The 23,313-nt window shown below is 39.6% G+C and carries 16 protein-coding genes and 1 pseudogene; 6 read left to right on the top strand and 11 right to left on the bottom strand.

All coding sequences use genetic code 11. The features are described 5' to 3' along the window. Nucleotides 1-93: 93 nt before the first annotated feature. The 4 genes from H5200_RS19200 to H5200_RS19185 are packed head-to-tail and all read right to left on the bottom strand — an operon-like array spanning nt 94 to nt 6,156. Nucleotides 94-3,234, bottom strand: coding sequence for an efflux RND transporter permease subunit (locus H5200_RS19200; RefSeq protein ID WP_182762255.1), 3,141 nt, complete (start codon nt 3,232-3,234; stop codon nt 94-96). An 11-nt stretch (nt 3,235-3,245) separates the two neighbouring features. After that, nucleotides 3,246-4,466 carry an efflux RND transporter periplasmic adaptor subunit gene (locus H5200_RS19195; RefSeq protein WP_145236232.1) on the bottom strand — a complete coding sequence of 407 codons (1,221 nt, stop codon included), beginning with the start codon at nt 4,464-4,466 and terminating at the stop codon, nt 3,246-3,248. Beyond that, nucleotides 4,463-5,722, bottom strand: coding sequence for a TolC family protein (locus H5200_RS19190; protein ID WP_182762253.1), 1,260 nt, complete (start codon nt 5,720-5,722; stop codon nt 4,463-4,465). The genes H5200_RS19195 and H5200_RS19190 overlap by 4 nt, the downstream gene beginning before the upstream one ends. Before the next feature lie 53 nt (nt 5,723-5,775). Continuing rightward, on the bottom strand, nt 5,776-6,156 hold the full coding sequence (locus H5200_RS19185; protein WP_182762251.1) for a hypothetical protein: 381 nt from the start codon (nt 6,154-6,156) through the stop codon (nt 5,776-5,778). A gap of 166 nt (nt 6,157-6,322) precedes the next feature. Here H5200_RS19185 and H5200_RS19180 point away from each other — a divergent pair, with 166 nt between their 5' ends. From H5200_RS19180 to bfr (H5200_RS19155), 6 genes are all read left to right on the top strand, one after another. Beyond that, nucleotides 6,323-7,186: a cation diffusion facilitator family transporter gene (locus H5200_RS19180; protein ID WP_182762249.1), complete on the top strand. Its 864-nt coding sequence runs from the start codon at nt 6,323-6,325 to the stop codon at nt 7,184-7,186. A 112-nt stretch (nt 7,187-7,298) separates the two neighbouring features. Continuing rightward, the gene (locus tag H5200_RS19175; RefSeq protein ID WP_182762260.1) at nt 7,299-8,372 is read left to right on the top strand and encodes a PepSY domain-containing protein; all 1,074 of its coding nucleotides are present in this window, start codon (nt 7,299-7,301) and stop codon (nt 8,370-8,372) included. Nucleotides 8,373-8,661: 289 nt separating this feature from the next. Next, the gene (locus tag H5200_RS19170; RefSeq protein ID WP_149980079.1) at nt 8,662-8,943 is read left to right on the top strand and encodes a hypothetical protein; all 282 of its coding nucleotides are present in this window, start codon (nt 8,662-8,664) and stop codon (nt 8,941-8,943) included. A gap of 121 nt (nt 8,944-9,064) precedes the next feature. Continuing rightward, nucleotides 9,065-11,203, top strand: coding sequence for a TonB-dependent receptor (locus H5200_RS19165; protein ID WP_182762246.1), 2,139 nt, complete (start codon nt 9,065-9,067; stop codon nt 11,201-11,203). Nucleotides 11,204-11,425: 222 nt separating this feature from the next. Then, a complete protein-coding gene (gene bfr / locus H5200_RS19160) occupies nt 11,426-11,899 on the top strand; it encodes a bacterioferritin (RefSeq protein WP_149980077.1) in 474 nt (157 codons plus the stop codon). 10 nt (nt 11,900-11,909) lie between these two features. After that, nucleotides 11,910-12,374 carry a bacterioferritin gene (gene bfr, locus H5200_RS19155; RefSeq protein ID WP_182739583.1) on the top strand — a complete coding sequence of 155 codons (465 nt, stop codon included), beginning with the start codon at nt 11,910-11,912 and terminating at the stop codon, nt 12,372-12,374. 95 nt (nt 12,375-12,469) lie between these two features. Here bfr (H5200_RS19155) and H5200_RS19150 read toward each other — a convergent pair whose 3' ends face one another. The 7 genes and pseudogenes from H5200_RS19150 to H5200_RS19120 all read right to left on the bottom strand — a co-directional run bounded on the left by H5200_RS19150 (nt 12,470) and on the right by H5200_RS19120 (nt 23,023). Continuing rightward, nucleotides 12,470-12,664: a (2Fe-2S)-binding protein gene (locus H5200_RS19150; protein ID WP_145236256.1), complete on the bottom strand. Its 195-nt coding sequence runs from the start codon at nt 12,662-12,664 to the stop codon at nt 12,470-12,472. Between the two features lie 188 nt (nt 12,665-12,852). Continuing rightward, complete coding sequence (locus tag H5200_RS19145) at nt 12,853-16,329, bottom strand: ATP-binding protein (protein WP_182762244.1); 3,477 nt, start codon at nt 16,327-16,329, stop codon at nt 12,853-12,855. 22 nt (nt 16,330-16,351) lie between these two features. Continuing rightward, complete coding sequence (locus H5200_RS19140) at nt 16,352-18,613, bottom strand: ATP-binding protein (protein ID WP_182762242.1); 2,262 nt, start codon at nt 18,611-18,613, stop codon at nt 16,352-16,354. A 9-nt stretch (nt 18,614-18,622) separates the two neighbouring features. Further along, nucleotides 18,623-19,891 carry a PotD/PotF family extracellular solute-binding protein gene (locus H5200_RS19135; RefSeq protein ID WP_182762240.1) on the bottom strand — a complete coding sequence of 423 codons (1,269 nt, stop codon included), beginning with the start codon at nt 19,889-19,891 and terminating at the stop codon, nt 18,623-18,625. A gap of 107 nt (nt 19,892-19,998) precedes the next feature. Next, nucleotides 19,999-20,706 (bottom strand): diguanylate cyclase, encoded by a 708-nt coding sequence (locus H5200_RS19130; RefSeq protein WP_259399245.1) that lies wholly within the window; start codon nt 20,704-20,706, stop codon nt 19,999-20,001. A 38-nt stretch (nt 20,707-20,744) separates the two neighbouring features. Beyond that, nucleotides 20,745-20,831 (bottom strand): annotated as a pseudogene (locus H5200_RS24470) (hypothetical protein); the annotation flags it as partial. Nucleotides 20,832-20,908: 77 nt separating this feature from the next. Continuing rightward, nucleotides 20,909-23,023: an EAL domain-containing protein gene (locus H5200_RS19120; protein WP_182762234.1), complete on the bottom strand. Its 2,115-nt coding sequence runs from the start codon at nt 23,021-23,023 to the stop codon at nt 20,909-20,911. Nucleotides 23,024-23,313 lie beyond the last annotated feature (290 nt).

Below are 23,313 nucleotides of genomic sequence, written 5' to 3'. Positions count from 1 at the left end.
AACTTTTTATTGTTTTAGAAACTTACTTATATTAATGCACTAAATAGCACAAGACGCAAGTTTATGCGCCTTGTGTAAGGTACTGCAGTAGAGCTAGTTTTTATTCCCATTGACACGGTAAAACTGCTGACTAAATTGAGTGTAGAGTACCGGCAATACAAATAAGGTAAGAAAGGTTGCGGTAAATAATCCGCCAACAATAACCGTTGCTAATGGTTTTTGAATTTCAGCGCCGATCCCTGTTGATATCAACATGGGTATCAAACCAAGCGCTGAGGTTAACGCCGTCATTAGTACGGGTCGCAGCCGAGATAGTGCGCCATTAAATGCTGCGCTTTGTAGACTATCTCCCGCTTTAACGCGATTATTAATACTCTCAACCATCACCACGCCGTTAAGCACAGCTACCCCAAACAAGGTAATAAAACCCACAGAGCTTGGCACTGATAAATATTGCCCTGATACGTAAAGTGCAACCACACCACCAATAACAGCTAACGGCACATTGACTAAAATCAGCAATGCTTGGCCTATCGAGCCAAATGCAAAATACAAAAGTAATGCAATCAAAGCCAGCGAAATAGGCACCACGATAGATAAACGCTGCTGCGCACGTTGTTGGTTTTCAAATTGACCGCCAATACTAATGCTATAACCTGACGGTAAATCAACTTGCTCAGCTATGGCAAGGCGAATATCCGCGACGACTGAGCCCATATCGCGCCCTTGTACATTGGCTTGGATCACTACTCGGCGCTGAACGTCATCACGACGCACTTGTGGCGGACCAGATTCAATATTAACCGTTGCGACATCCCCAACCCTAACCACGGCACCTGTCGGTGATAATAAACGCAGGTCTGCAATGGCTTCTGGGCTGTCACGAAACTCTGCCCCAATGCGCACATAAATATCATACCGCTCATTGGCATTAATAATTTGCCCTGCCGCAGTGCCGCCAATGCCATCTTGCACTATCGACATTAAATCCCCCACAGATAAACCATAGCGAGAAAGTGCTAAGCGGTTCGGTTTTATCACTAATTGTGCTTCACCAGCAATTTGTTCCATTGCCACATCTTTAGCGCCAGCAACACCTTTTACAGCTTGCTCAATTTGCTGCCCTTTAGCGACTAACACATCTAAATCAGCACCAAACAGCTTAATCGCTAGTTGCGCTTTCACCCCTGATAGTAGCTCATCCACCCGCGTGGCTATCGGCTGTGAAAAGTTAAACAATAAACCAGGAAACTGCGCTAATTTTTGTTCCATTAACACTTGCAGTTGTGCACGATTAGCAGCTGATTGCCATTCACTCACCGGCTTTAAACCTAAGTAAATTTCAATATTATTAACTGGCTCTGGATCCCCCCCGACTTCTGGGCGACCAATTCGGCTAAGTGCATACTCAACTTCAGGAAAGGCCAATAATATCGCTTCCAACTTAGGAGCGACCATTAATGCTGTATCCAAGCTTGCCGAAGGTGCCAGTGTTACCCGTAAGTTAATAGTGCCTTCTTCAAGCTCTGGCACAAACTCAGTGCCTAGTTGCGGCAATAAGATACCAGCAATCACCACTAATATTCCCGCCAGCGAGATCACCGTTTTACGTGCGTTCATTGCCCAGCGTAAACATATTTGATAAGTTTTATCTAACGGTTCAAGTAATACACTGCGCCTAACTGTGACACCTTTAGAAAATAAATACACTGCCATTGCTGGCACGATTACTAGCGCAACAATCACAGCAGAAATAATGGCTAACATGATACTTATAGCCATTGGCTGGAATAATTTAGCTTCTACGCCTTCAAAACTAAACAGCGGCATAAACACGACTAAAATAATTAGTGCAGCAAAAAATACCGGCCTGGCAACTTCTTTAGCCGCCATAGTGATCAATTTAGCCGGTGAGTGATCAGCATGAGTATTGTTAGTTAAGTGACGAAAAATATTTTCCACCATAACCACCGAGCCATCCACCAGCATACCAATTGCCACAGCAATACCACCGAGTGACATCAAATTAGCCGAGAGCCCTAACCACGACATGACACATAAAGCCATACTAATGGAGATTGGTATAGACAATAAAACCAATAATGTGGCCCGTAAATTCATTAAAAACAACGCCAGCACAACCACAATAAATACAAACGCTAGTAGCAAGGCATCTACCACAGTATCAACCGCTTTGGTGATCAAATCAGCTTGGTCATATAACGGTTCAAACGTTACCCCCTCTGGTAGTGCTTGATTGATCATCGCAATCCGCGCGCTAATACCATCAATGGTTTGCTTGGTATTTGCACCAATGCGTTTTAATACCACCCCTGTCACCACTTCACCTAATGATTGCACATTACCTTGACCATCTTTTTTACTCATCGTAGCGGCACCTTGGCGAATTTCACTGCCAAGCGTCACCTCTGCCACATCGGCAATGGTGATCACTGTGCCATTGATGGTTTTCAATGGCGTTTGTGCTATTTCTTGCAGCCCTAGTGTGCCGGCATTGAACCAACCTGTTCCACGAATAACTAACTGCTCTTGGCCGCGGTTCATATACCAGCCACCTACATTAGTGTTGTTTTCTTCCAGTGCAGTTACCACTTGTTGTTGTTCGAGCTGATAAGCCAATAACTTATTTGGGTTAAGATTTACTTGGTATTGACGCACATCACCACCGAACGACAGTACTTCGGTAACCCCATCAACAGGTAGAATAAGCAATTTGACAATCCAATCGTTTAAGCTGCGCAGCGCCATACTATCCAAGCCAGACTCAGGTGATGCCGCTAATAAGTATTGGTAAACCTGCCCGAGCCCTGACGTATTCGGGCCCATTTCTGGCAAGCCAATCCCGTCCGGGATCAGTTCTTTCGCTGCTTGCAAACGCTCAAATACCAGTTGGCGGGCAAAATAGATATCCACCCCTTCTTTAAAAACCACGGTAACACCAGAAAGCCCCGTTTTAGAAATCGAACGAACTTGCTCTACATCAGGTAATGCATACATGACCGCTTCAATTGGGTAAGTGATCAGCTGCTCAACTTCAACGGCAGCCAAACCTGGTGCTTCGGTATTAACAGCCACTTGCACATTGGTAACATCTGGAAAAGCATCAAGGTTGAGTTTTGGGATCACCACAACACTGGTGACAATTAATACACAAAGAGTTAGCAAAACCAGTAGTCGATTAGCAATCGCACTATCTATTATATTATTAAACATAGTGTTAGCTCCTAATGGTTGTGCGGATCAAAACCGCCTTTAGCTTGTTCTGATGCGACAAAAAATGCTCCTTGAGTAACGACTTTAGTGCCCTCAGCTAATCCTTTAATTTCACGAAGCTGACCAAACCGTCGGCCACGTTCAATTTCAGTTGCTATAAGTTCACCGTCTTCATCTTGCACATATACCGCCCAATCACCATCTGGGTTCCTAAGTAGAGCTTGCTCTGGTACTGCCAACACTTGTTGCTCAGTTGAAAATTCAAAATACACGTCACTAAACATCCCTGGGTGTAATTGATGCTGGCTGTTTTGTACACTTAAACGCACAATCCGTGAACGAGTGATCTGATCTATAGTGTGTGCTTCTTGGATCACCTTGGCTGGGTATGTGAATTGATTCACTTTCACTTGCGCTATTGTCCCTGTATCAATATTAATGGTTTGATTTGCCGACAATTGCGCTTCAACCCACAGTAGACTTTCATCAGCAATCAGCATCAGTTCAATTCCCGCATCGACCCGCTGCCCTTGTGCAAAATTATCACTGAGCACAGCCCCTGACGTACCAGCAAATAATGTGTACTCCCCCAGTTTATCGGCTGGGCTGACCGCACTTTGCGCAATTGCTTTAGCCGATAAACCAAACGCCACAAGTTGACTGTGAGCCACTTCATATTCGGCCTTGGCTGTGAGTAAGCGTTTTTCGCTCACCGTACCTTTGCCCATTTTTTGCACCCGCAGCCACTGTGCTTTAGCTAATCGATAAGTGGTTTGTGCACTGGCGACCTCAGCACTAAATAAAGTCACTAACGGTGCGCCTACTTGAATATGTTGTCCTAAGGTTGCGTGACGTTTCACCACAATTGAATCTACCCGTGGCGACAACACATAACTGCTATAACCATTAGCTTTGATTTCACCAGGGGCATACAACTGCGCTTGATAAGTGTGCTTTTCTAATGGGCTGATCTGCACATTTGCTAAACGCATTTGTGTCGGGGTTAAACGTACCCCGCCGGCTTGATCATGTGCAACATTCTCACTCGGTTGTACTGCTGTGGTAGCACTATGATCAAGGGCTGCATCTGGTGTATGAGCGTGCGGTGCTTCTTCACTGTGTTGATGACCTGTTTTTGTATCATCAAACTTTTGTTGTGCAACAGTGGTTGCCTGCCCTAAATTGCTAAAAATAAATAGCAGAGCAGAAAGAATAATTTTTAAGCGCGTCATAGTGCAGCTCCATCAGTTAGGGGATCCGTAAAGGTAGAAATATAATGGCTAAGTTGACCACTTTGCGTTAACCAATTCACACTCGCCAGTTGGCTCTGCTGAACAATTTCAATGCCAGCAAGTAATCCTGAAATACGCTGTTGGCGCATGGTTAAGTACTCAGCGGTACTGATATCACCGCTTTGCCATTGTTGCTCTATCAACGCAAGGCTGCTATCTGCATTTGCTTGGTTAATCGACTGCCAACGCTTAACGCGCTGAGCGTACGCTTGCATCACCTCTTTACTGGCTTGTGCTTGAAACGTCATAGTGCGCTTTAAAGCTTGATATTCGGCTTCTTTTGACATCACCGTAAATTCAGCGGCTTGGTATTCATCGCTAAAATTATTCACTATATTCAGCGGCATAGAAAAACTCACAGAGACAAGGTTATCATCACCATTTTTACCTGCTACAAGCCCAATGGTTGGTTTGACGGCTCGCTCTGCTTTGATCACCTTTACTTGCTGACGCTGTTGTTGCCATTGTGATTTCACCAGCAAAAGTTGTGGATGTTGGACCACATTTTCAGTATCTGTAGTGAGTTTAATACCACTGAGTAACTGTTCAGGTGTCAGCTGTCCATCTTCGTGCCACGTTGGTAACAGTGCCTGCACAGCTAATTTAGCATCTGCATAAGCACTGGCTTGTTGGGCGGTTTGATTCAAAATTTCTGATAGTGAGTACAATGCTAATTGTTCATCCAGCAACCCGACTTCTCCGGCCGCTCGACGGCGCTTAACCACGGTAACTAAACGCTCTAATTGCTGCTCTTGCTGTTGCGCTAACTGAAAAGCTGCTTTACTACTGCGCCAATTGATAAGCGCAATCAGGGTTTGTTCAACTAATTGTAAATACGTTAATTGCAAACGCTGCTGCTGTGCAACCAGTGTAAGTAGCGCCGCACTGTGTTGTGCCTGTTGTTGATCATTAATATCAAATGTTTGGCTCAGCCCAATACTAAAATTATTAGCATCGCCTTCTTTTTCAATACTCGACTCAAGGTTTGGATTATATAGAGATTGCCCTGCGGCTCGCACAGATGCAGTGGCACTTTGCAGCTGCTGAAAATCAGCCTGTAAATTTGGGTGTTGTTTTAATTGCAACAACAACCAGGTTAAATCGCCGGTATTATGCGTTGGCGCAGCCAATGCGGGTGGTGCAGCTAATACAGTCGCACACAGACAAGCAAACCCAAATGGTTTGTATAAATTCATAACATATACTCTTACTAAATAAATCGGTGACCATGATGTTGGCCAGCTAAAAATTAACTTAGTGAGTGAGTAATTGGAGGGCGTAGATCAGGAATAAGCAGACGCGAATTAAATGCAGGGGCGTTCAAACTAATAATGTCGTAGCTTGGTAAATTGACATACTGCTGCCACGGCTCAGTAAAAAATGCGGGGATATGACATACATGACAATGCGCATCATCGGCGTTATCAGCTAAGGCTTGGCTTAATTGCTGATGTTGCAGTTGATGAATATCATGATCGTTATTGACAGAGCAGTGTTCGTCTAATTGACTTTGTTGATGTAATAATTGCGAAGTTACATTAATAGCAGTGTTATGATCAGCCACGTCAAAACTATCCAGCACAGGCTGAAGTAGTACAAACGCTAAGATTAACAACACTAATTGCTTCAAGCAATATATCCTTTGAACGATTTCCAAGCTAACTTAACACATCTTTTCGTTACTGAGAAGTGCTTAACCGCTCGCGACAGATGCCAACTTTATGCCGCTGGCTAATTCAGCAATGCTCATTTAGTATTGTAGTATCAATATAATAACAACTTAGGCAATACTGAATATGGCTCATCAACATTCTCATAGTCATCACAATGACGACCAAAGTGATCGCCAGCTAGGCTTCGCTGTTTTTATCAATGTGCTACTTACTATTGCCCAAGTTGTTGGCGGTCTCATCTCTGGCAGTCTGTCTTTAATTGCCGATGCACTGCATAACCTCAGTGATGCAGCGGCTATTTTTATCGCATTAATCGCCCGTAGAATTGGTAATAAACCCGCTAACGAGCACTATCATTTTGGTTATAAACGTGCAGAAATTTTAGCCACATTGTTAAACAGCAGCACCTTAATCATTATTGGTGGATTTTTAATACTAGAAGCCATTGACAGCTATTTTAACCCAACCCCAATCGATGGCTGGATTGTAGTGTGGGTGGCAGCATTAGCACTAGTAATTGATGTTGCGACGGCGGTGTTGACCTTTCGTGCGGGGGCAAAAAATAGCATGAATATTCGCGCTGCATTTATTCATAATGTGTCTGATGCTATGGCCTCGATCGTGGTAATTGTGGCTGGTACCTTAATTATTCTCTATCAATGGTATATTGTTGATTTGATTGCCACAGTATTCATTTCGGCATATGTAATTTATCACGGGGTATTACTACTGATTGAAAGTTGCAAAATTCTTATGCAAGCTGCGCCCAATAACTTTAATCGTGAAGCAATCACTAATGCGTTACAAAAGCACTTTACAATTAGCCAAGTACTCAGCATTAAAGCCTGGCAAATTGATGAGAAAACGACCTGTTGTGAACTGGTGATCATAGCTACTCAGCCACTTGATATTGACGCAATTAAAGACTATTTACACCATGAATTTGCTATTGAGCAATGTATTATTGAATATAAACAGCCACAATAACAAACCATGATGCGAACTCATAATTGCATTTAATCGGATTTTTATTGAAAACAGCTCGCGTTCTCATTTATCATCGCATCTTTATTTTTATAAATATCATAGGATATCTGTGTTGTTAAAGCTGTGGTTACGCCGTACTCATTTAATACTGACATTAGTTAGTGGGCTGTTTTTGATCTGTTTAAGCATCACCGGCGCTATTTTAATTTACGCAAAAGACATTCAGCAAATCATTAACCCGCAATATTGGACAGTAACCCCGCAATCAACACCACTGGCCTATCCGGTGCTTATCAATACGCTGGCTATTCACTCCAAACAAAATGTCACTTTACTTATGCCAGAGCAGCAGCCCACTGTTGCATGGCAAGCCCAGCTTGCTGATAAAAACTATATCAGCGTTAACCCATATACCGGACAAGTACTGCTCAAATATGATTATTACAGTACAGTGTATGGCTTTACCATGGCCGTTCATCGTTGGCTATTATACCAAGATACAGATGGCAAAAAGCCGCTGCGCAATTGGGTCTCTATCTGTGCGTTAATTTTTATTATCAATATATTCGTTGGCGTATACATGTGGCTTAAACCTAAAAATCGCCTAAAACGTTTAGTAATAAAACCCAAGGCTAAATTACGTATTTTGCTTTACCAACTCCATACAGTGATTGGCATGTATCTATTTATCCCTCTTATTTTAATTGCCTTTACTGGTATGGCATTTCACTGGAAAGACGAGACCAAAGCAGTGCTTGAGTTTGTAACACAAAATAATGTAGAGGCACGCCCTAAAGCGCCGGAACTCGAGGTGCCAAATATAATCAATGGCGATAACTTTGCAGTGGCTATACAAAACGCATTAGCTGTATTTCCTGAGGCTGAATTATTTCGTATCTATTTGCCTAAAAAAGCCAGCGACCCAGTTGCACTTAGAGTAAGAAACCCTGATGAAAGTCATGCTTATAGTTGGGTATGGGCCGATCAATACACCGGTCAAGTCCTGCAATCTTACGATGCCTCAAAAGCCAACCTCACAACTCGCGCGTGGAATTTTAAATACAAATTTCATATTGGCGATTTTGCCGGTTTTTTGGTGCAAATGTTATGGCTATTGGTTGCACTACTGCCTGCTTTTTTTACTATCAGCGGGGGTTACTTTTGGTATAAGCGCCATTATAGATAACCCAGCATTATAACGTTTTAATAAATCAGCTCGCACTGGTGATGTTGAACAATAACTTTAAGTTCACACCACCAGTAACACTGTCAGATCAACTCATGCCACCCTTACCTTTCAAATAACTGCCGTTCCTGACTCGATGTAAATGTACTTTTTGCCTTGTGGCAACTCATACTTTAAACAAGTGACGTTGCTTTATTTTTCCTATTTTAGCTCCTAAAATTAATCGTACCAATTACATGGAATTAATCACTTATTAGCGCATCAGGAAAAAAGCTTAAGGACGAGAGCTATGAAAAGTGTTCTATTATTATTTATAATCAACCACTTGTGCTTTTTTATAGCAGCCGAGTTTTTTACTGGCACCTTGAGCAAACTATCAGGTAATAGCTTTCTCTCAGTGATAGGAATCATTTATGCCTTTGTGGGTTTTCCACTCCAGCTACTTATTGAGCTACTACTGCTTATTGGTTTTTGTTATCAACTTTTTAATGTCGGAAAATATCAAGCAAGTGCGCCGCTTTGGTTGGCATTTTTTGCAAGCATAATGCTGATGTTTAACTTTTTTGAATAGCAAAAAACAAAATGCAATTGATAATAACTATCAATACCCTTGCCTTTACACTTCTTTACACTTATTATTGCGCCAATAAAAACAGCAATATCTCATAATTACATAGTCGTAAAGGATCTTCATGTTTAAAACCTCTTTCACTTTATTAGCCCTCGCTGTAAGCACTGCCACTTTTGCCGATGAAGCAATCAATAAAAACCAATTAACCGATACGCAAATGGAGCGTGTGGTTGTCTCTGGTAGCCGTGTTTTTGAAAGCATTGATGAGGTTCCCGCATCAATTACTATTATCAATCAACAGCAAATCGAAGAGCATTTAAAAGTAAATCCAGAGCTACAAAGCTTACTTGCGCAAATGGTGCCGGGCCTTGCCCCTGATACAGGTAGTTCAAGTAATACCGGGCAAACGCTGCGTGGTCGCGCACCACTTATAATGATTGACGGCGTGCCGCAATCAACCCCACTGCGTAATGGCTCTTTAGGTATAAAGAGCCTCGACCCAAGTGCCATCGGCCGCATTGAGGTGATCAAAGGTGCCACCTCTATTTACGGTAACGGTGCATCAGGCGGTATTATTAATTACATCACTAAACAAGCAAAAAGTGATGGTAAAACCGAAGGTGAAATAAGTTTATCGAGTCGCTTTAGTGCGGTAAAACTTGAGGAAAGTGCCGGTGCAAGGCTATCAGCAGCCATTAATGGCCGTGCTGACAAATTTAGCTATTTAGTTACTGCCAGCTATGAAGAAAATGGCGTACAACGTGATGCCCAGGGTGACATACTCGGTTTACAATATGGTTTATCCGACGCAGTTACACAAAACTACTTTACTAAATTGGGCTATGATTTTGATGACGAAAAACAGCTACAGTTTAGTTATAACTACTTCAGTTCGCAGCAAAAAACAGACCTAGGCGATGTTGCTGGCGATATGAGCTTAGGCGAAAAAACCTACGCAATCCATGTACCATCTGAATTACAAAAACAAGGTAAACCACAAGGCCCCGAAGGCAACGAAAATATCACCCTAAAGTACATAGACTACGCGCTATTTGATAACACCCAAATGACCTTAGATCTTTATATGCAAGATATAGAAAACGTGTTTTTCTTCTCCCCCAATCTTGCTAATCAAGACGAAAATTATGACGGCGGCCAGTCAATTATAAGATCTGAGAAAAAAGGCGCACGCGCAACATTTAATACCCTAATAGATTTTGATTCTATCGAAGCCTCATTTATTTATGGTATCGATGCATTAACCGATGTGACTTCGCAGCCACTTGTTGATGGCCGTATCTGGGTTCCAGAAATGGATATGCAAAGTGTTGCTGGCTTTTTACAAACCAAATGGGTGATTGCTGATGACCTTATTGTCAAAGCCGGTGTTCGCAAAGAAAGCATTGATTTAACTGTAGACGATTACCGCACACTTAAACTATGTAAAACGCCAACTCAGTGCTCAGTACCTATTAACGTTAAAGGCGACACTATAGATTACGATGCGACAACCTATAATGTTGGTATTAAGTACAACCTTGATGAAAAATTCAGCCCATTTTTAAGCTACTCACAAGGCTCCGATATTTCAGATATTGGCCGTCTGTTACGTGCTGCCACGGTAAACGATATTGGACAGATCCAAACTGAAGCCTCGATCATCGACAACTATGAAATTGGTTTTAATTCACAATTTGATAATGTACGTATTGAAGTTGCCGCATATCGTAGTACCTCTGAACTTGGCACAACCAATAAATTTAATGAAGTGACCGGCGTATATGAACCAGTGCGAGCACCACAGGAAATTTGGGGCTACGAAACACTGGTAGATTATACAATTTCTGCAAACCTAAAATTACTAGCAACGTATAGCTATGTTGAAGGTAAAAACACCGAAGCAGATGTTTATTTAGGTTCTAAACAGATCAGCCCACCAAAAGCGACAGCTAACCTAAACTGGCAACCTAGTGATGCTATGTCACTAACATTAAGTTACCTGTATGTCGGCGATAGAAAACGCTTTGCAGCAAATGACGATGGCAAATATGTGGGCGATCAGGGCCCTGTCGAAAATTATAATATTTTTAACTTAACTGGCCAATACCAATTTGCTGATAACTGGCAAGGGTTTGCAGGTATCGAGAACTTATTTAACGAAGATTACTTTCCAGCCCGTGCTCAGTCATATACATTCGGCGGCTACAACATCAAAGGTTTAGGAACAACAGCAACTGTTGGCGTTAAATATAAATTTTAAGCATCATTAAACTCGTTCATTGCGCGGTGCAATGAACGAGCCTTTCTTAATTTCATCTTTAACCTTAAATATAAATAGCAATCTGTTCACAAAGCAACCAACAATGCAAACTTAAACGAGAATCACACGCAATATTAACCATATGATTTAAAAGGAAAATACTTGCAATTTTGTGATTTTACACTAAACTTGTCGCAATTATGAATTTCAAGGTAGGCCGTTATGAAAGGTAATCAAAAAGTTATCGACAGCTTTAACACATTGCTTGCAAATGAACTTGCAGCAATCGATCAATATTTTATCCACTCACGTATGTACGATGATTGGGGTTTAGATAAACTTTATGTACGCCTTAATCATGAAATGGAAGAAGAAAAAGATCACGCTGATTGGTTAATTAAGCGTATTTTATTCCTCGAAGGCGTACCAAACATGACCAAACGCCGTGATCTTATTATTGGTCATGATGTTAAATCAATGATGCAAAATGACTTAACCCTAGAGCTTGAAGTCGTTGAATGTGTTAAAGAAGTAATTGCAGTCTGTGAGCAAGAAAAAGACTATCAGTCACGTGAGATCCTTGAAAAGCTATTATTCGATACCGAAGAAGATCATGTTTACTGGCTTGAACAACAACTTGGTTTGATTGATAAAATTGGTAGCCAAAACTATCACCAATCACAAATGGGCGAATAGGAGCTAAATTATGAAAGGCGATAAAGACGTTCTTGTTGCATTAAATAAAATACTGGCAAATGAATTAGTTGCCATTAATCAATACTTTTTGCATGCCCGTATGTTTAAAGATTTTGGTTTTAGCGTATTAGACAAAGCTGATTACAAAACCTCGATTCAAAAAATGAAAAACGCTGACCGTTTAATTGAGCGTATTTTATTTTTAGAAGGCTTACCTAATCTTCAAGATCTTGGCCGTTTACGCATTGGCGAAAACAGCGAAGAAATGATTGCTTGCAACATGAGTTTTGAACTAGATTCATTGGTTGATCTAAAAGATGCGATCAAACTTGCTGAAAGTAAAAAAGATTATATTAGCCGCGAAGCGCTCGATAACATTTTATCTGAGCAAGAAGAGCAAATTGACTGGCTAGAAACGCAACAACAGTTAATTAAAAGCACCGGTATTGAAAACTACCTGCAGTCGCAAATGTAACGTTTGGTTAATATCAAAAAAAGCAGCTTAGGCTGCTTTTTTAGTTTTTATAATACAAATAAATGTCACTGAGATTAAACAATTACCAGCAATAGCTACGCCACTTGCTCAGTAATATCAGCGATTTGGATAAGTTTACGATTGAGGATCTTTTTAGTACAGCCGCAGCATTTGCCGCACTGGCTACCGACTTTAAGCTCTTTAGAAAGCTCGCGCATTGTAGTCGCACCTTCGTCGATTGTTTGTTCAATTTTTTTATCTGTCACACCGTGACATAAACAGATATACATGAATACAAACCACTCTCAATTACATTCGAGCTTGTATATTAATCTAAACGTAAACAGTTCGCAATTAATAATCGCATAAAATTGAGAATTATTTTTATTTGCTTAATTTCATATAGTTTTAGATGATCACCGCAATCCGGTTAAAACTTAAGAGGCTGATATGTGCCACTTCATGAAATAACTCATATCTAACTGTTATTTTCTTCTAGCCACTCATTCATGTCATTCAATAACGCAGGAAGCAGCTTTTCCAGAAGTGAAAACTCTTTTTCAATATCTAGTTGCCCCTTGCTTGCTTGTAATTCAATCTCTGCAAACAAACTTCTTAACCTGTCGGCGCTTATCTCACCACATAAACCTTTAAGAGAATGCGCAACTTGACGAACTTGTTCATAATTATGATCATCGACAAATTCTGTTAGTTGGTTAAATTTTTCAGGTGCTGTTTTAATAAACATAGTACAAATTTTAATAAGCAAAGCTTCTTTGTTAAGTAAACGAGAAAGTGCAGCACCATGATCCCATAACACTTCTTTTTCAGCCAAAATTTCAGTGACAGAGTGTTCATTTTTTTCGTAATTAGATAATGTCCACTCTATTACTTTAGCTTGCGCCTCATTTGCTTGAATAGGCTTACTAATATAGTCGTTCATGCCAACCGATAAACACTTTTCTTTTTCGCCCATCATGGCGTTAGCTGTCATAGCAATAATAGGTATATTTATAAACTCATTACCGGCATCTCCTGCACGAATTTTCTCACAAGCTTGGTAACCATTTAAGATAGGCATTTGACAATCCATCAAAATACAACGTATTGGCTTGCCTTCTATGCGACTAAATTTTAACGCTTCTATTGCTTGCTCACCGTTACTTGCTGTTTTTACATAAATTGGTAAAAACTCAAGTGATCCAACTGCTACTGCGATATTTATCTCATTATCATCAACAATTAATATACTACACCCATCAATTTGCTCTAAAGTTCGTACTGGTATATTACTGTTTTCGCTTGCTTCTACTGTAAGTAACTGCAATTGATCAACCTTACTCAGAGTTAATCCAGTCGCTCTTAGTAAATCACTTTGTGTGAATGGTTTACTAATTGTGGTGACCTTACTTGAAATACCTTTAGGTAATGGCGATCCGGGTTTGTGTAACACAACAATTTTAATGTTTGAATTATGGTGCATGAAGCCATCAATTATTTGTTCTAACTCACCACTTTTATTGTCTTCTGCATCTAAGAAAATAATGTCATAAGGTTCAGCAGTTATATCTGCTAAATCTTCAAAATTTGAGTACTCGACCTCGCCCCCTTCATGACGAATTAACTGCCCTAATAGCTCTTGAGATTCTTTATTATTATTAATAACTAAGACTTTTTTAGACAAATAATGCTTGTTCTGTGGTGTATTCTCACTACTTTCACTATCAATTATTATCTCAAAACTAAACGTACTGCCCTTAAGTGGGACCGAGTTCACTTTTATATCGCCCCCCATCATCAGGCATAACTTTTTACATATTGATAATCCGAGTCCCGTACCGCCAGACTCAGCGGTTATAGAGCTATCAGCTTGGTTAAATGCATTAAACAGATGCTGCTGGGCACTATATTCAATGCCTACGCCAGTATCTTGAACGCTAATGAGTAATTTGTGTTTTTGATCCTCAATCTTTTCTGATTCAACTTTGATCTTTATGAAACCACGCTCTGTAAATTTAATCGCATTATTAATTAAATTATTGATTATTTGGGTTAACCTTAATGGGTCTGATACAGCTCGCTGGCAATTTAAACCTCGTGTATCAAGATAAACCTCAAGCTCTTTATCAAAGGCTAATATGGCGCACGATTCAACTAAGCCTTCAATCAAATATTTGGGATTAAATGTTTTTAAGTTTAATTCAAATTTACCCGCTTCAATCTTAGACAAATCTAAAATATCGTTTATTAACACGCTTAAATTAATAGCACTTAACTCCATCGTGCTAATCAACCTGCGTGATTGTTCTGGTAATTCTTCGCGCTTTAAAATATTCAATGTTCCAATCACACCATTAAGTGGGGTTCTTAGTTCATGGCTGATATTAGAAATAAACGCGCTTTTAAGATCACTATTTTTGATAGCCTGATCTTTCGCTTCAGCAAGATCTTGTGTTCTGTTTCTAACTTTTGACTCTAGCTCAGAGTTCAAACGTTTTACCTTAATTTCAGCCGCTTTCTCTTTGCTAATATCCCTGATAATAAGCGCGAGGCCATTGAGTACAAGCTGTTCAGAAAATACCGGGCTTACAGAAATAGCAAAAAAGTAAGATTGCCCATTTACCTCTACGGACCGTTCATCTTTGATTTGTGATTTCGAGTTTTCCAAATCAGCAATATACTTATCTATCGGCAGCTGTTGGAGTAATATCAATTCATTAGTATGCATACCTATAGATAAAGATTTAGACGTTGATAATAATCGCTCTGCACTAAAGTTAAGGCTGGTTAGTTCACTTTGAAGATTTAATCCAACAATGGCATCAATTGAACCATCGACAATGGCTGATGACTCCCTACGTGCTTCAGCTAGCATTTGGCTTCTGGTTGCATTTCGATAAAAAGTAATAAGCAGTATTACAGTAAAAAAGATGATTACCAATAAAAAGCCATAAGTCAAAAGCCGTTTATCACTAATCATCGTATCGATATACTGCTTTGGAACGACAGTACTTAAATCAATATAACTAAACTTTTTTCCCGGTCGCATTTGAACTATATCGGAAAACACATAGTATTGATCACCCGCTTTTTGTTTCGAATCAACACGATAAAGTCCTTGATATTGGATCGACTGCTCATATAGCGTATCCCATGTGATGTTCGGTGCTAAATCTCTTGTAAAGCGATACTTTTCGATAGGATGGTATAAAAAGTCGCCTTCAGAGCTACTGATTATAAGCTGAGAATAGTCAAACACTGTGGTTGCTAATTTTTCAATTAGCGCATTTGCATTCACGTTCATAATTAAGAAAGCAAAACGCTTACCTTCTTCACTGTAAATAGGGATAGAAAATCGTAACATCGGCTTATATGGAAAGGTCACTTCTCCAAACTCGCGATTCAACGACATCGGAGATAAATATATTTGCTTAACTTCAAGCTGCGAACTGGGCAAAAAATACAACTCCCCACTTTTGGGCTGTAAAGAATAATCGGGTACAGCCTCAACTGAAGCACCTCGGCGCTGTACACGAATTAGCTCTTCCCCTGCGGCTGTAACGGCAATGATGCGCAGTTGCTCAACATTTAAGTTATTTTCCATAAAGCCAATAAATATGGTCTCTAATCGCTCTTTCCACTGTGTATAAGTGGTTCCATCATATGGATCTATACCATTGTTATAATGGGCTCTTGGTAACCCTGAAATTGGCGGTGTAGAGTGTAAAAATCTAATATCTGATTTTGATCGAGATATAAATGAAGTCACCACCTCCCTTAATCGCTGATTTGTTGTTGAAAACTCGCTATCTATTAGCGTTAACACATCTTTTTTTACATACGTTTCAAATAGTAAAACCGCCAAAACCAACAACAGACCAAAAAAGAACGAGATCCACCTAAGAAACGTCTTTGAAGAGACAACTGACTTATTTGCTTTCATGGAAATATTCATTTTAGTCCTTTGTTACTAATGCTTAGTTAGGAGAGTTATACCACTTTAATAGTACCGCTCTTAAACACTCATAATTTATTGGTTTTGCGATAAAATCATCCATACCAGATTCAAAGCAACGTTGCTTATCACTTCCTAATACATTTGCAGTTAAAGCGATTATCGGTGTTGTTAAAAAAGCTGGCATCGTTCTAATTTTAAGTGTTGCTTGAGGCCCATCTAGTACAGGCATTTGCATATCCATAAAAATAATATCAAATGCACACATTTCGCACTGTGCAATCGCCTGCTCACCATCACCGGCTATATTGATACAAGTGATATTAAACTCTTTCAAAAGCGCTTCAATAACAATTTGATTAATCTCATTGTCCTCAACAACTAATACGTTTAAGTTAGACAGATCAATCTCTTGCGGTGCTGGTAATTTAGTATTTTCATGATGTCGACTCGCTTGTTTATCACCCCTTTGAGTCTTTAATTCAAAATAAAAAAGCGAGCCTTTACCAAGCTCACTTTCTACCTTTAAAGGTGCATCCATAAGCGCTAATAACTTACTGGTAATAGCTAAACCTAGGCCTGTTCCGCCAAATCGGCGTGTAATCGAGGTATCGGCCTGTGAAAAAGCTTCAAAGAGTGTCTCAATATGCTCGTGTGATATACCTATACCGGTGTCAGAAACACCAAACGACAATATAAGCTCATTATTCGCCTCTTTTTGAATATTTACACTTAATGCAACACTTCCTCTTTCAGTAAATTTGATGGCATTGCCTAACAAATTTATAAGTACTTGCTTTATACGTGTTTCATCTCCTGCAAAAAAAATATTCTCTTCGTCTGGCGGCGATGAAACAAAAAGCTGAACTTGTTTTGCATTTGCTTGTTCACTAAATAGTAGCTTTAACTCTTCTAGCATTTTATGTAAATCGATTGATTGGTTTTCAAGCTCTACTTTTGCGGCATCAATCTTACTCAAATCGAGGATATCATTAATAATAACTAGCAGGCTGGCGCCTGAAGACTGAATAATCTCTAACATTCTTGCTTGTTTATCTGTCAAAGAGGTATTGCCAAGCTGTCGCGCCATCCCCAAAATTCCATTCATAGGAGTGCGGATCTCATGACTCATATTTGCCAAAAATTCAGATTTGACCTTAGAAGTATGTTCCGCTGCTTTTTTTGCAGAAATAAAGTCTTTACTTAACGCCCTGAAACGATTTGCAGCACCCGCTAACAAACCGATTTCATCTTTGCGTGTTAAATCGTGAATGGGCGCCGATAGGTCACCATTAAGAAAGCTTTGAAAACTTTTGGTCAATAGTTTAATAGCATGTGCTATATGAAAGTGAAAAAATAACGCTAGTCCAATGATATACAAGATAGCGCCTACTCCGAGTAGCTGTAAAACATACTCTGTTTTTGAAATACTAACTGAGCCGGTTTCTTTTATTGTAATTAAACGTGACAGTGACTGCTCTCTAAGTGTATTTGCTAATGCACTAAACTCAATGGCATCACCCGCCATAACAACATTAACTAGGCTTAAATAGTTACGATTTGCTTGGACGCTTTTAGTAAAAGCTTGCTGGTAATCTACAGCTAACTGAACTGTTGGGTTTTCGATCCTGTTTTGCTGCTTTTGCAAAGCTAATTTGGAGCTTGAGAGACTTTGCAGCGCCTTAATAACTTGTTGACGCTTAGAATAGTCCTTTTTAGTTAAATAAAGCTGCGCATTGTGGTGTAATGTGTGCCATATATTTATATTTTGCGTAATTAACAACTTATCTTTTAAATCTGCGGTCAGTTGTAGTAAGCCTGTTAAATGGGCAACAGCGCCTAAATAAATACGTGGCAGCTCTGTATCTATCAATGCTGTTTTTATATTATAGCGCTTTTTTAGCACGCTTAGATTATCACCATACCTAAGCACGAGTTCAGACATGGCATCGATATAAATTTTATCGTCAACTTCATTATTTTTTTTATCTATTGCTTTTAAACGCTGGTCAATACTTTGGTAGTTCTGTTCAATCTTAGCAAATACCGCATCACTCCCTGATGCGCCATAGACCGAAATATCACGTTGCATTTCAACAATATCTTTGTTTATTCGTAAAATACCAATGGCATGACTACTAATATCCGTAATATTATTTACCGATGTATCAATTGCTTCTAAGCGTTTATCCATGACGATGTAGCTGATACTGAGTGTAATTACCACCAGTGCTAACGCTAATGTCATTTTCGCTGCAATAGAACGCGATATTAAATGTACCAAACGACGTCCTTAAGCATTAAGTAGTTCATACCATTTATCTAAACTATAATCGTAATTTTGCATTACGGTATTCCACACAGCTATATTTGAAAAACGTTTAATATAACTTCCACCATCGCGAGTATGGCCAGCTTGTACAGAAATTTTACCATCCGTTCCAATCAGCTCAGTGGTTGCTTCTTTTCCCTCGTACCAATAATCCCACTCAGGCTTAGACATTAACGGCTGGCTACGCTGTGGGTTAGATATATAGTAACCTTGTTGAGCAATAAAGGCTCCAGGATAACCAGATAGCCACCAATTCATATATTCATAAGCCGCATCTTTTACATGCCCCGAGGTATTAGCAGATAAACACATAACACCATGCCAAGCACGATACCCTTCCTTCGGGGATGCATTGACAACAGGGATACCTTGGCCTCTACAGGCACTCACACCCGGTGAAAACATACTTTGGATATTAACGCGCTTTGTCTTCATAAAATCCACTGACTGCGGTACTGATGTCCAGAAACCAGAAAAGTGGCCTTGCCTTTTTTTCGATAATAAAATTGCAAACAATTTATCTAATTCGCCAATGCTCATGTTGCCAATGTCGTTAAATGTCATCAGACCTTGGCCCTGAGCAGCAAGCGCAGCATCAAATATGCCTATTGTTGGTGCATTAACAAGGGCCACTTTTCCTTTATTTTTATCATCCAGCAACCAAGACCAAGACTCAGTTTCATAGGCTTGCCCCTTTTCGATGTAATCTGTGTTATAGCCAAATGAGTCAACATTGTGGACATATGGCATAAAGCTTATTTTTTTTGTAGGTGTACTTGCTAATGAGCCATCATTTTGAACAAATAAAATTTTGTTTGGTGCATCACCTGCCCCTAGTTTGGCCGAGGGGGTTATTTTACCTATTTTAGTAAGGTCATTTATTTCATTCCAGTAGACAAGCCTATCGACGTCTATTGGTTGAATAGCACCGGCTTGCCATAGGATATTTATTGAGTCTGACCACTGTTCATAAAGGTCAAAAGAAGTTGGATCCGCAGCAGCTTTTTGTAAAACAGCTGCACTACCCATAGGTATAAATTGTAAATTTATACCTAGCTCTCGCATTGCTCGCTGCCGAAGCTCTTCTTGCAATGTAACGTGAGTGCCCATGACGCGCAAAGTTGTTACTTTTTTAGCAAATACATAAGGCGCTTTGAATGCGAGTGTTGATACAGCGGCCCCGGCACCAACTGTACGCAGGAAGTGTCTACGATCAGGTGAATAACTCATTATTATTTATCCAATACCAATGTCCCTAAGAGAAAAAGTATAGACTAAACAATAAAAAAAACAGCAAATTAGATCTCATAATTAATTAAAACTACTAAGGAGCCAAATTAAACAACCTGTAATTTATAGCAATTACGGCCATCTCGCTTGGCGCAATATAGTCCTTCGTCAGCCAATGAGATCAACTCATTAAGCTCCATTGTGCCCTGTTTCTCATACGTTACTCCGCCAATACTAACAGTAACGTGCCCAATGGATGATTGACTATGCTCAATATTTGACTCATTAAGTTGTAGAATTATTTGTTTGCATACGTGCGACATCCCTTCAATGTCGGTATAAGGCAGCACAATCAGAAACTCCTCACCTCCAAATCTAATCGCTACGTCATGAGGCCTTTTTATACTATTGGCAAACACATCGGCAATTTGTTTTAAACAAATATCACCTTGAAGGTGACCATAATGGTCGTTATAAAGTTTAAAATGATCAATATCGATCATTAACACACTAAACGGCTTTTTTTCACGCTCTGATTGTTTCAGCGCATTACTGACTTCCTTGTCTAGATAGTGCCGATTATAAAGTCCTGTAAGAGAATCTTTATAAGTCAACTTCATCAACACTTCTAAGCGCAGCTTATTCTCTACGTGATTTGTAGTTCGATGTATAAGCGTTGAGGCAATTACTGGTTTATCAATAAAATCTGCTGCACCAGCTTCCCAACAAGCATTCTGAGAATCAGTATCATAAGTTGCAGTAATAAATACAATAGGAACGTGCGCAAACAAATATCCTGTTTTAACGCTCTGCATACATCTAAGCCACTGATGTCTGGCAAATTTACATCAAGTAAAATGAGATCTGGGATATTGGATTTGCAATAATCTAACGCTTGTAAGCCCATAGCTAGTGTCTCGACTTCAAAGAAATCTTCCATGATAGCCTGTAGTGAAAAGCGAATTATTTCATCATCATCAACTATTAATATTTTACATTGCGTTAATGGCTTAAGAGCTAGGTGCATATATTTCCTTTATTTTTGGCTTGAGTAAGCACGTCCATCATCTCTAAAAAGGGCATTGGTTTACCAAGTAAGTATCCCTGACCAATGGCACAGCCTAGAGATTGTAGCTTATCTCTTTGTTGGCTTGTTTCAATACCTTCCGCCACGATCTGTAGGCTTAATGAATTAGCCAAGTCGATAATTGCAGTAACAATATCAAGCGATTGAGAGTCACTAATCATATCACGTACAAAAGACTGATCAATCTTCAACACATCAAGAGGAAATAGTCTCAAATATGACAGACTAGAATACCCCGTGCCAAAATCATCAAGCGCAAGGCTAACCCCCATATCAGCGATCGCCTGTAATTGCTTTATCGTTTGTTCGAAATTATCAATCAGTGCTGATTCGGTTACTTCCAGCTCTAAATAACGACTTGGTAGCTTAGTTTTTTCTAATATCGATGCAACCGTATCAACCAGCGAAATACCAGTGAATTGTTTAGCTGAAATATTAACAGCGACTTTCTTTGGGTATCCTGCATCAAGCCACTTTTTAGCATCAATACAACTTTGCTCCAAAACTTGTTCACCTAAACGGTAAATTAGTCCTGATTCTTCGGCATATTCAATAAAATTAAGTGGAGATATAAATTCTCCAGTGTCATCTTTTAGCCTCACTAATCCTTCAGCACCAATAACGTCGTTAGTCACTAAGTCATATTTTGGCTGATAAAGCACAACAAGATCATTGTTATCTAGCGCGTTGCGTAAGCAATTACCCACTTTTAAACGCTTAGTCATTTCAACTTGGAGATCATTACTAAAATAATAATAGCTATTAGCGCCTTCTTGTTTTGCTTTATACATTGCTGAATCTGCATGACGAAGCATTTCCTCTACACTTGATGCATCATCAGGATACACACTTATCCCCAAGCTTGCTGAAAGGACATGTTGCTCATCAGCTAATCTGAAAGGTTTAGCGATGACATCTAGCACTTGACTAATAAGCGGTTCAAGACCGAATGTGTCTTTTTCATAGGGAACAACAAGTGCAAATTCATCGCCGCCCACTCTTGCAACAGTAATATCATTACATGCAAATTTATCAAGGCTATGACCTATATGGGCAATTATTTCATCACCAATATGATGTCCTAAAGCATCATTTATGTACTTAAATTTATCTAAGTCAAGAAGCATCAGGCTCACTTTAGTATTATTAAATGAGGCTCTAGCTATTCCTTGAGTTAACCTGTCATGAAGCAATACGCGATTGGGTAATGCAGTTAGTTGGTCGTGATGAGATAAATAAGTCATTTGAACTGACATAGCAAGGACTTCGCTAACATCTTGAAAAACCATTACTGCACCACGCTTATTACCATCCTTATCTAATATTGGAGCCGCACTATCTTCGACTCGGTGCAGCATACCTTGCCGGCTAATTAACTGCGTGTTTATAGCCATAGCAACAGGACGATTTTCCTTCAGAGCAACTGATAAAGGATTTATAGAAGGTATTTTTGTTGAGGCATCTCTAAGTATCATTACTTCTTCAATATGTCGCCCTCTAGCCGCAATTTGTGACCAACCGGTTAGACGTTGCGCTACTGGATTTAGGTAAGTTATACACGCATGCTCATCAGTAGAAATAACACCATCAGCAATAGAGTCTAACGTGATCCGTAAGTGCTCTTTTTCAGCAGCCAAAGCTGCTTTAGTGCGCTGAATAGTTTTTTCTTGAATTCGAATTTTTGTATGGTTTTCAACCCTCATTCGACATAAAGTTAAATTCAAAGGTTTAGATATGAAATCAATCGCTCCCAATGAAAGCGCTTTTTGCTCGATGTCAGGATCATTATGAGAAGTGATGATCAAAACGCGTAAATCACCAAGATGAGGTCTTTTTTGTATTTCTAGTAATATGTCAAATCCACTAACATTGGGCATTTCTAGATCGAGTAAAAGTATATCTGGTATAAACTCTTCAATAAGAGCGATGGCATCCTCACTTTTATTACATGAACAAATAACCCCAACATCGTCCAGAACATGCTCTAGTTGCAAGGTATTGATCTCTTCATCATCTATAACGAGAATTTTACAAAGCTCTGCCATTTAAACGCTCTCCATAATCTAATTTGCCTATAATTAAAGATAGTCCTAATCTCTATGAAAAGCGATACAGCCCAGTTTTAATATATATTGAATTATCATCCACATAAGTGGAAACAACTCAAATCACTATATAATCCTAAAGAGGGTTGGAATAAAAATAAGCCTCGGAGTTTTTCAAGTTAGTTGTCGCCTCAAGTTAAATTTTATGCCGCCCGCATTTCTTCTTTTTTCTCAGGATTCAAATTTACTTCGTTTATCATTGACCAATCTCGTGACTTTCCTGACCAACG

The sequence above is a fragment of the Pseudoalteromonas sp. SG43-7 genome (assembly GCF_014164295.1).
Classification (GTDB): domain Bacteria; phylum Pseudomonadota; class Gammaproteobacteria; order Enterobacterales; family Alteromonadaceae; genus Pseudoalteromonas; species Pseudoalteromonas rhizosphaerae.
The sequence above is the reverse complement of the archived record's forward strand: the minus strand, read 5'-3'. Positions and strand labels throughout refer to the sequence as shown.

Bases quoted from the DNA above. Each gene is read 5' to 3' on its own strand.
- H5200_RS19200 (WP_182762255.1), bottom strand. From the start codon at position 3,234: ATGTTTAATAATATAATAGATAGTGCGATTGCTAATCGACTACTGGTT.
- H5200_RS19195 (WP_145236232.1), bottom strand. From the start codon at position 4,466: ATGACGCGCTTAAAAATTATTCTTTCTGCTCTGCTATTTATTTTTAGC.
- H5200_RS19190 (WP_182762253.1), bottom strand. From the start codon at position 5,722: ATGAATTTATACAAACCATTTGGGTTTGCTTGTCTGTGTGCGACTGTA.
- H5200_RS19180 (WP_182762249.1), top strand. From the start codon at position 6,323: ATGGCTCATCAACATTCTCATAGTCATCACAATGACGACCAAAGTGAT.
- H5200_RS19170 (WP_149980079.1), top strand. From the start codon at position 8,662: ATGAAAAGTGTTCTATTATTATTTATAATCAACCACTTGTGCTTTTTT.
- H5200_RS19165 (WP_182762246.1), top strand. From the start codon at position 9,065: ATGTTTAAAACCTCTTTCACTTTATTAGCCCTCGCTGTAAGCACTGCC.
- bfr (WP_149980077.1), top strand. From the start codon at position 11,426: ATGAAAGGTAATCAAAAAGTTATCGACAGCTTTAACACATTGCTTGCA.
- bfr (WP_182739583.1), top strand. From the start codon at position 11,910: ATGAAAGGCGATAAAGACGTTCTTGTTGCATTAAATAAAATACTGGCA.
- H5200_RS19150 (WP_145236256.1), bottom strand. From the start codon at position 12,664: ATGTATATCTGTTTATGTCACGGTGTGACAGATAAAAAAATTGAACAA.
- H5200_RS19145 (WP_182762244.1), bottom strand. From the start codon at position 16,329: ATGAATATTTCCATGAAAGCAAATAAGTCAGTTGTCTCTTCAAAGACG.
- H5200_RS19135 (WP_182762240.1), bottom strand. From the start codon at position 19,891: ATGAGTTATTCACCTGATCGTAGACACTTCCTGCGTACAGTTGGTGCC.
- H5200_RS19130 (WP_259399245.1), bottom strand. From the start codon at position 20,706: ATGCAGAGCGTTAAAACAGGATATTTGTTTGCGCACGTTCCTATTGTA.
- H5200_RS19120 (WP_182762234.1), bottom strand. From the start codon at position 23,023: ATGGCAGAGCTTTGTAAAATTCTCGTTATAGATGATGAAGAGATCAAT.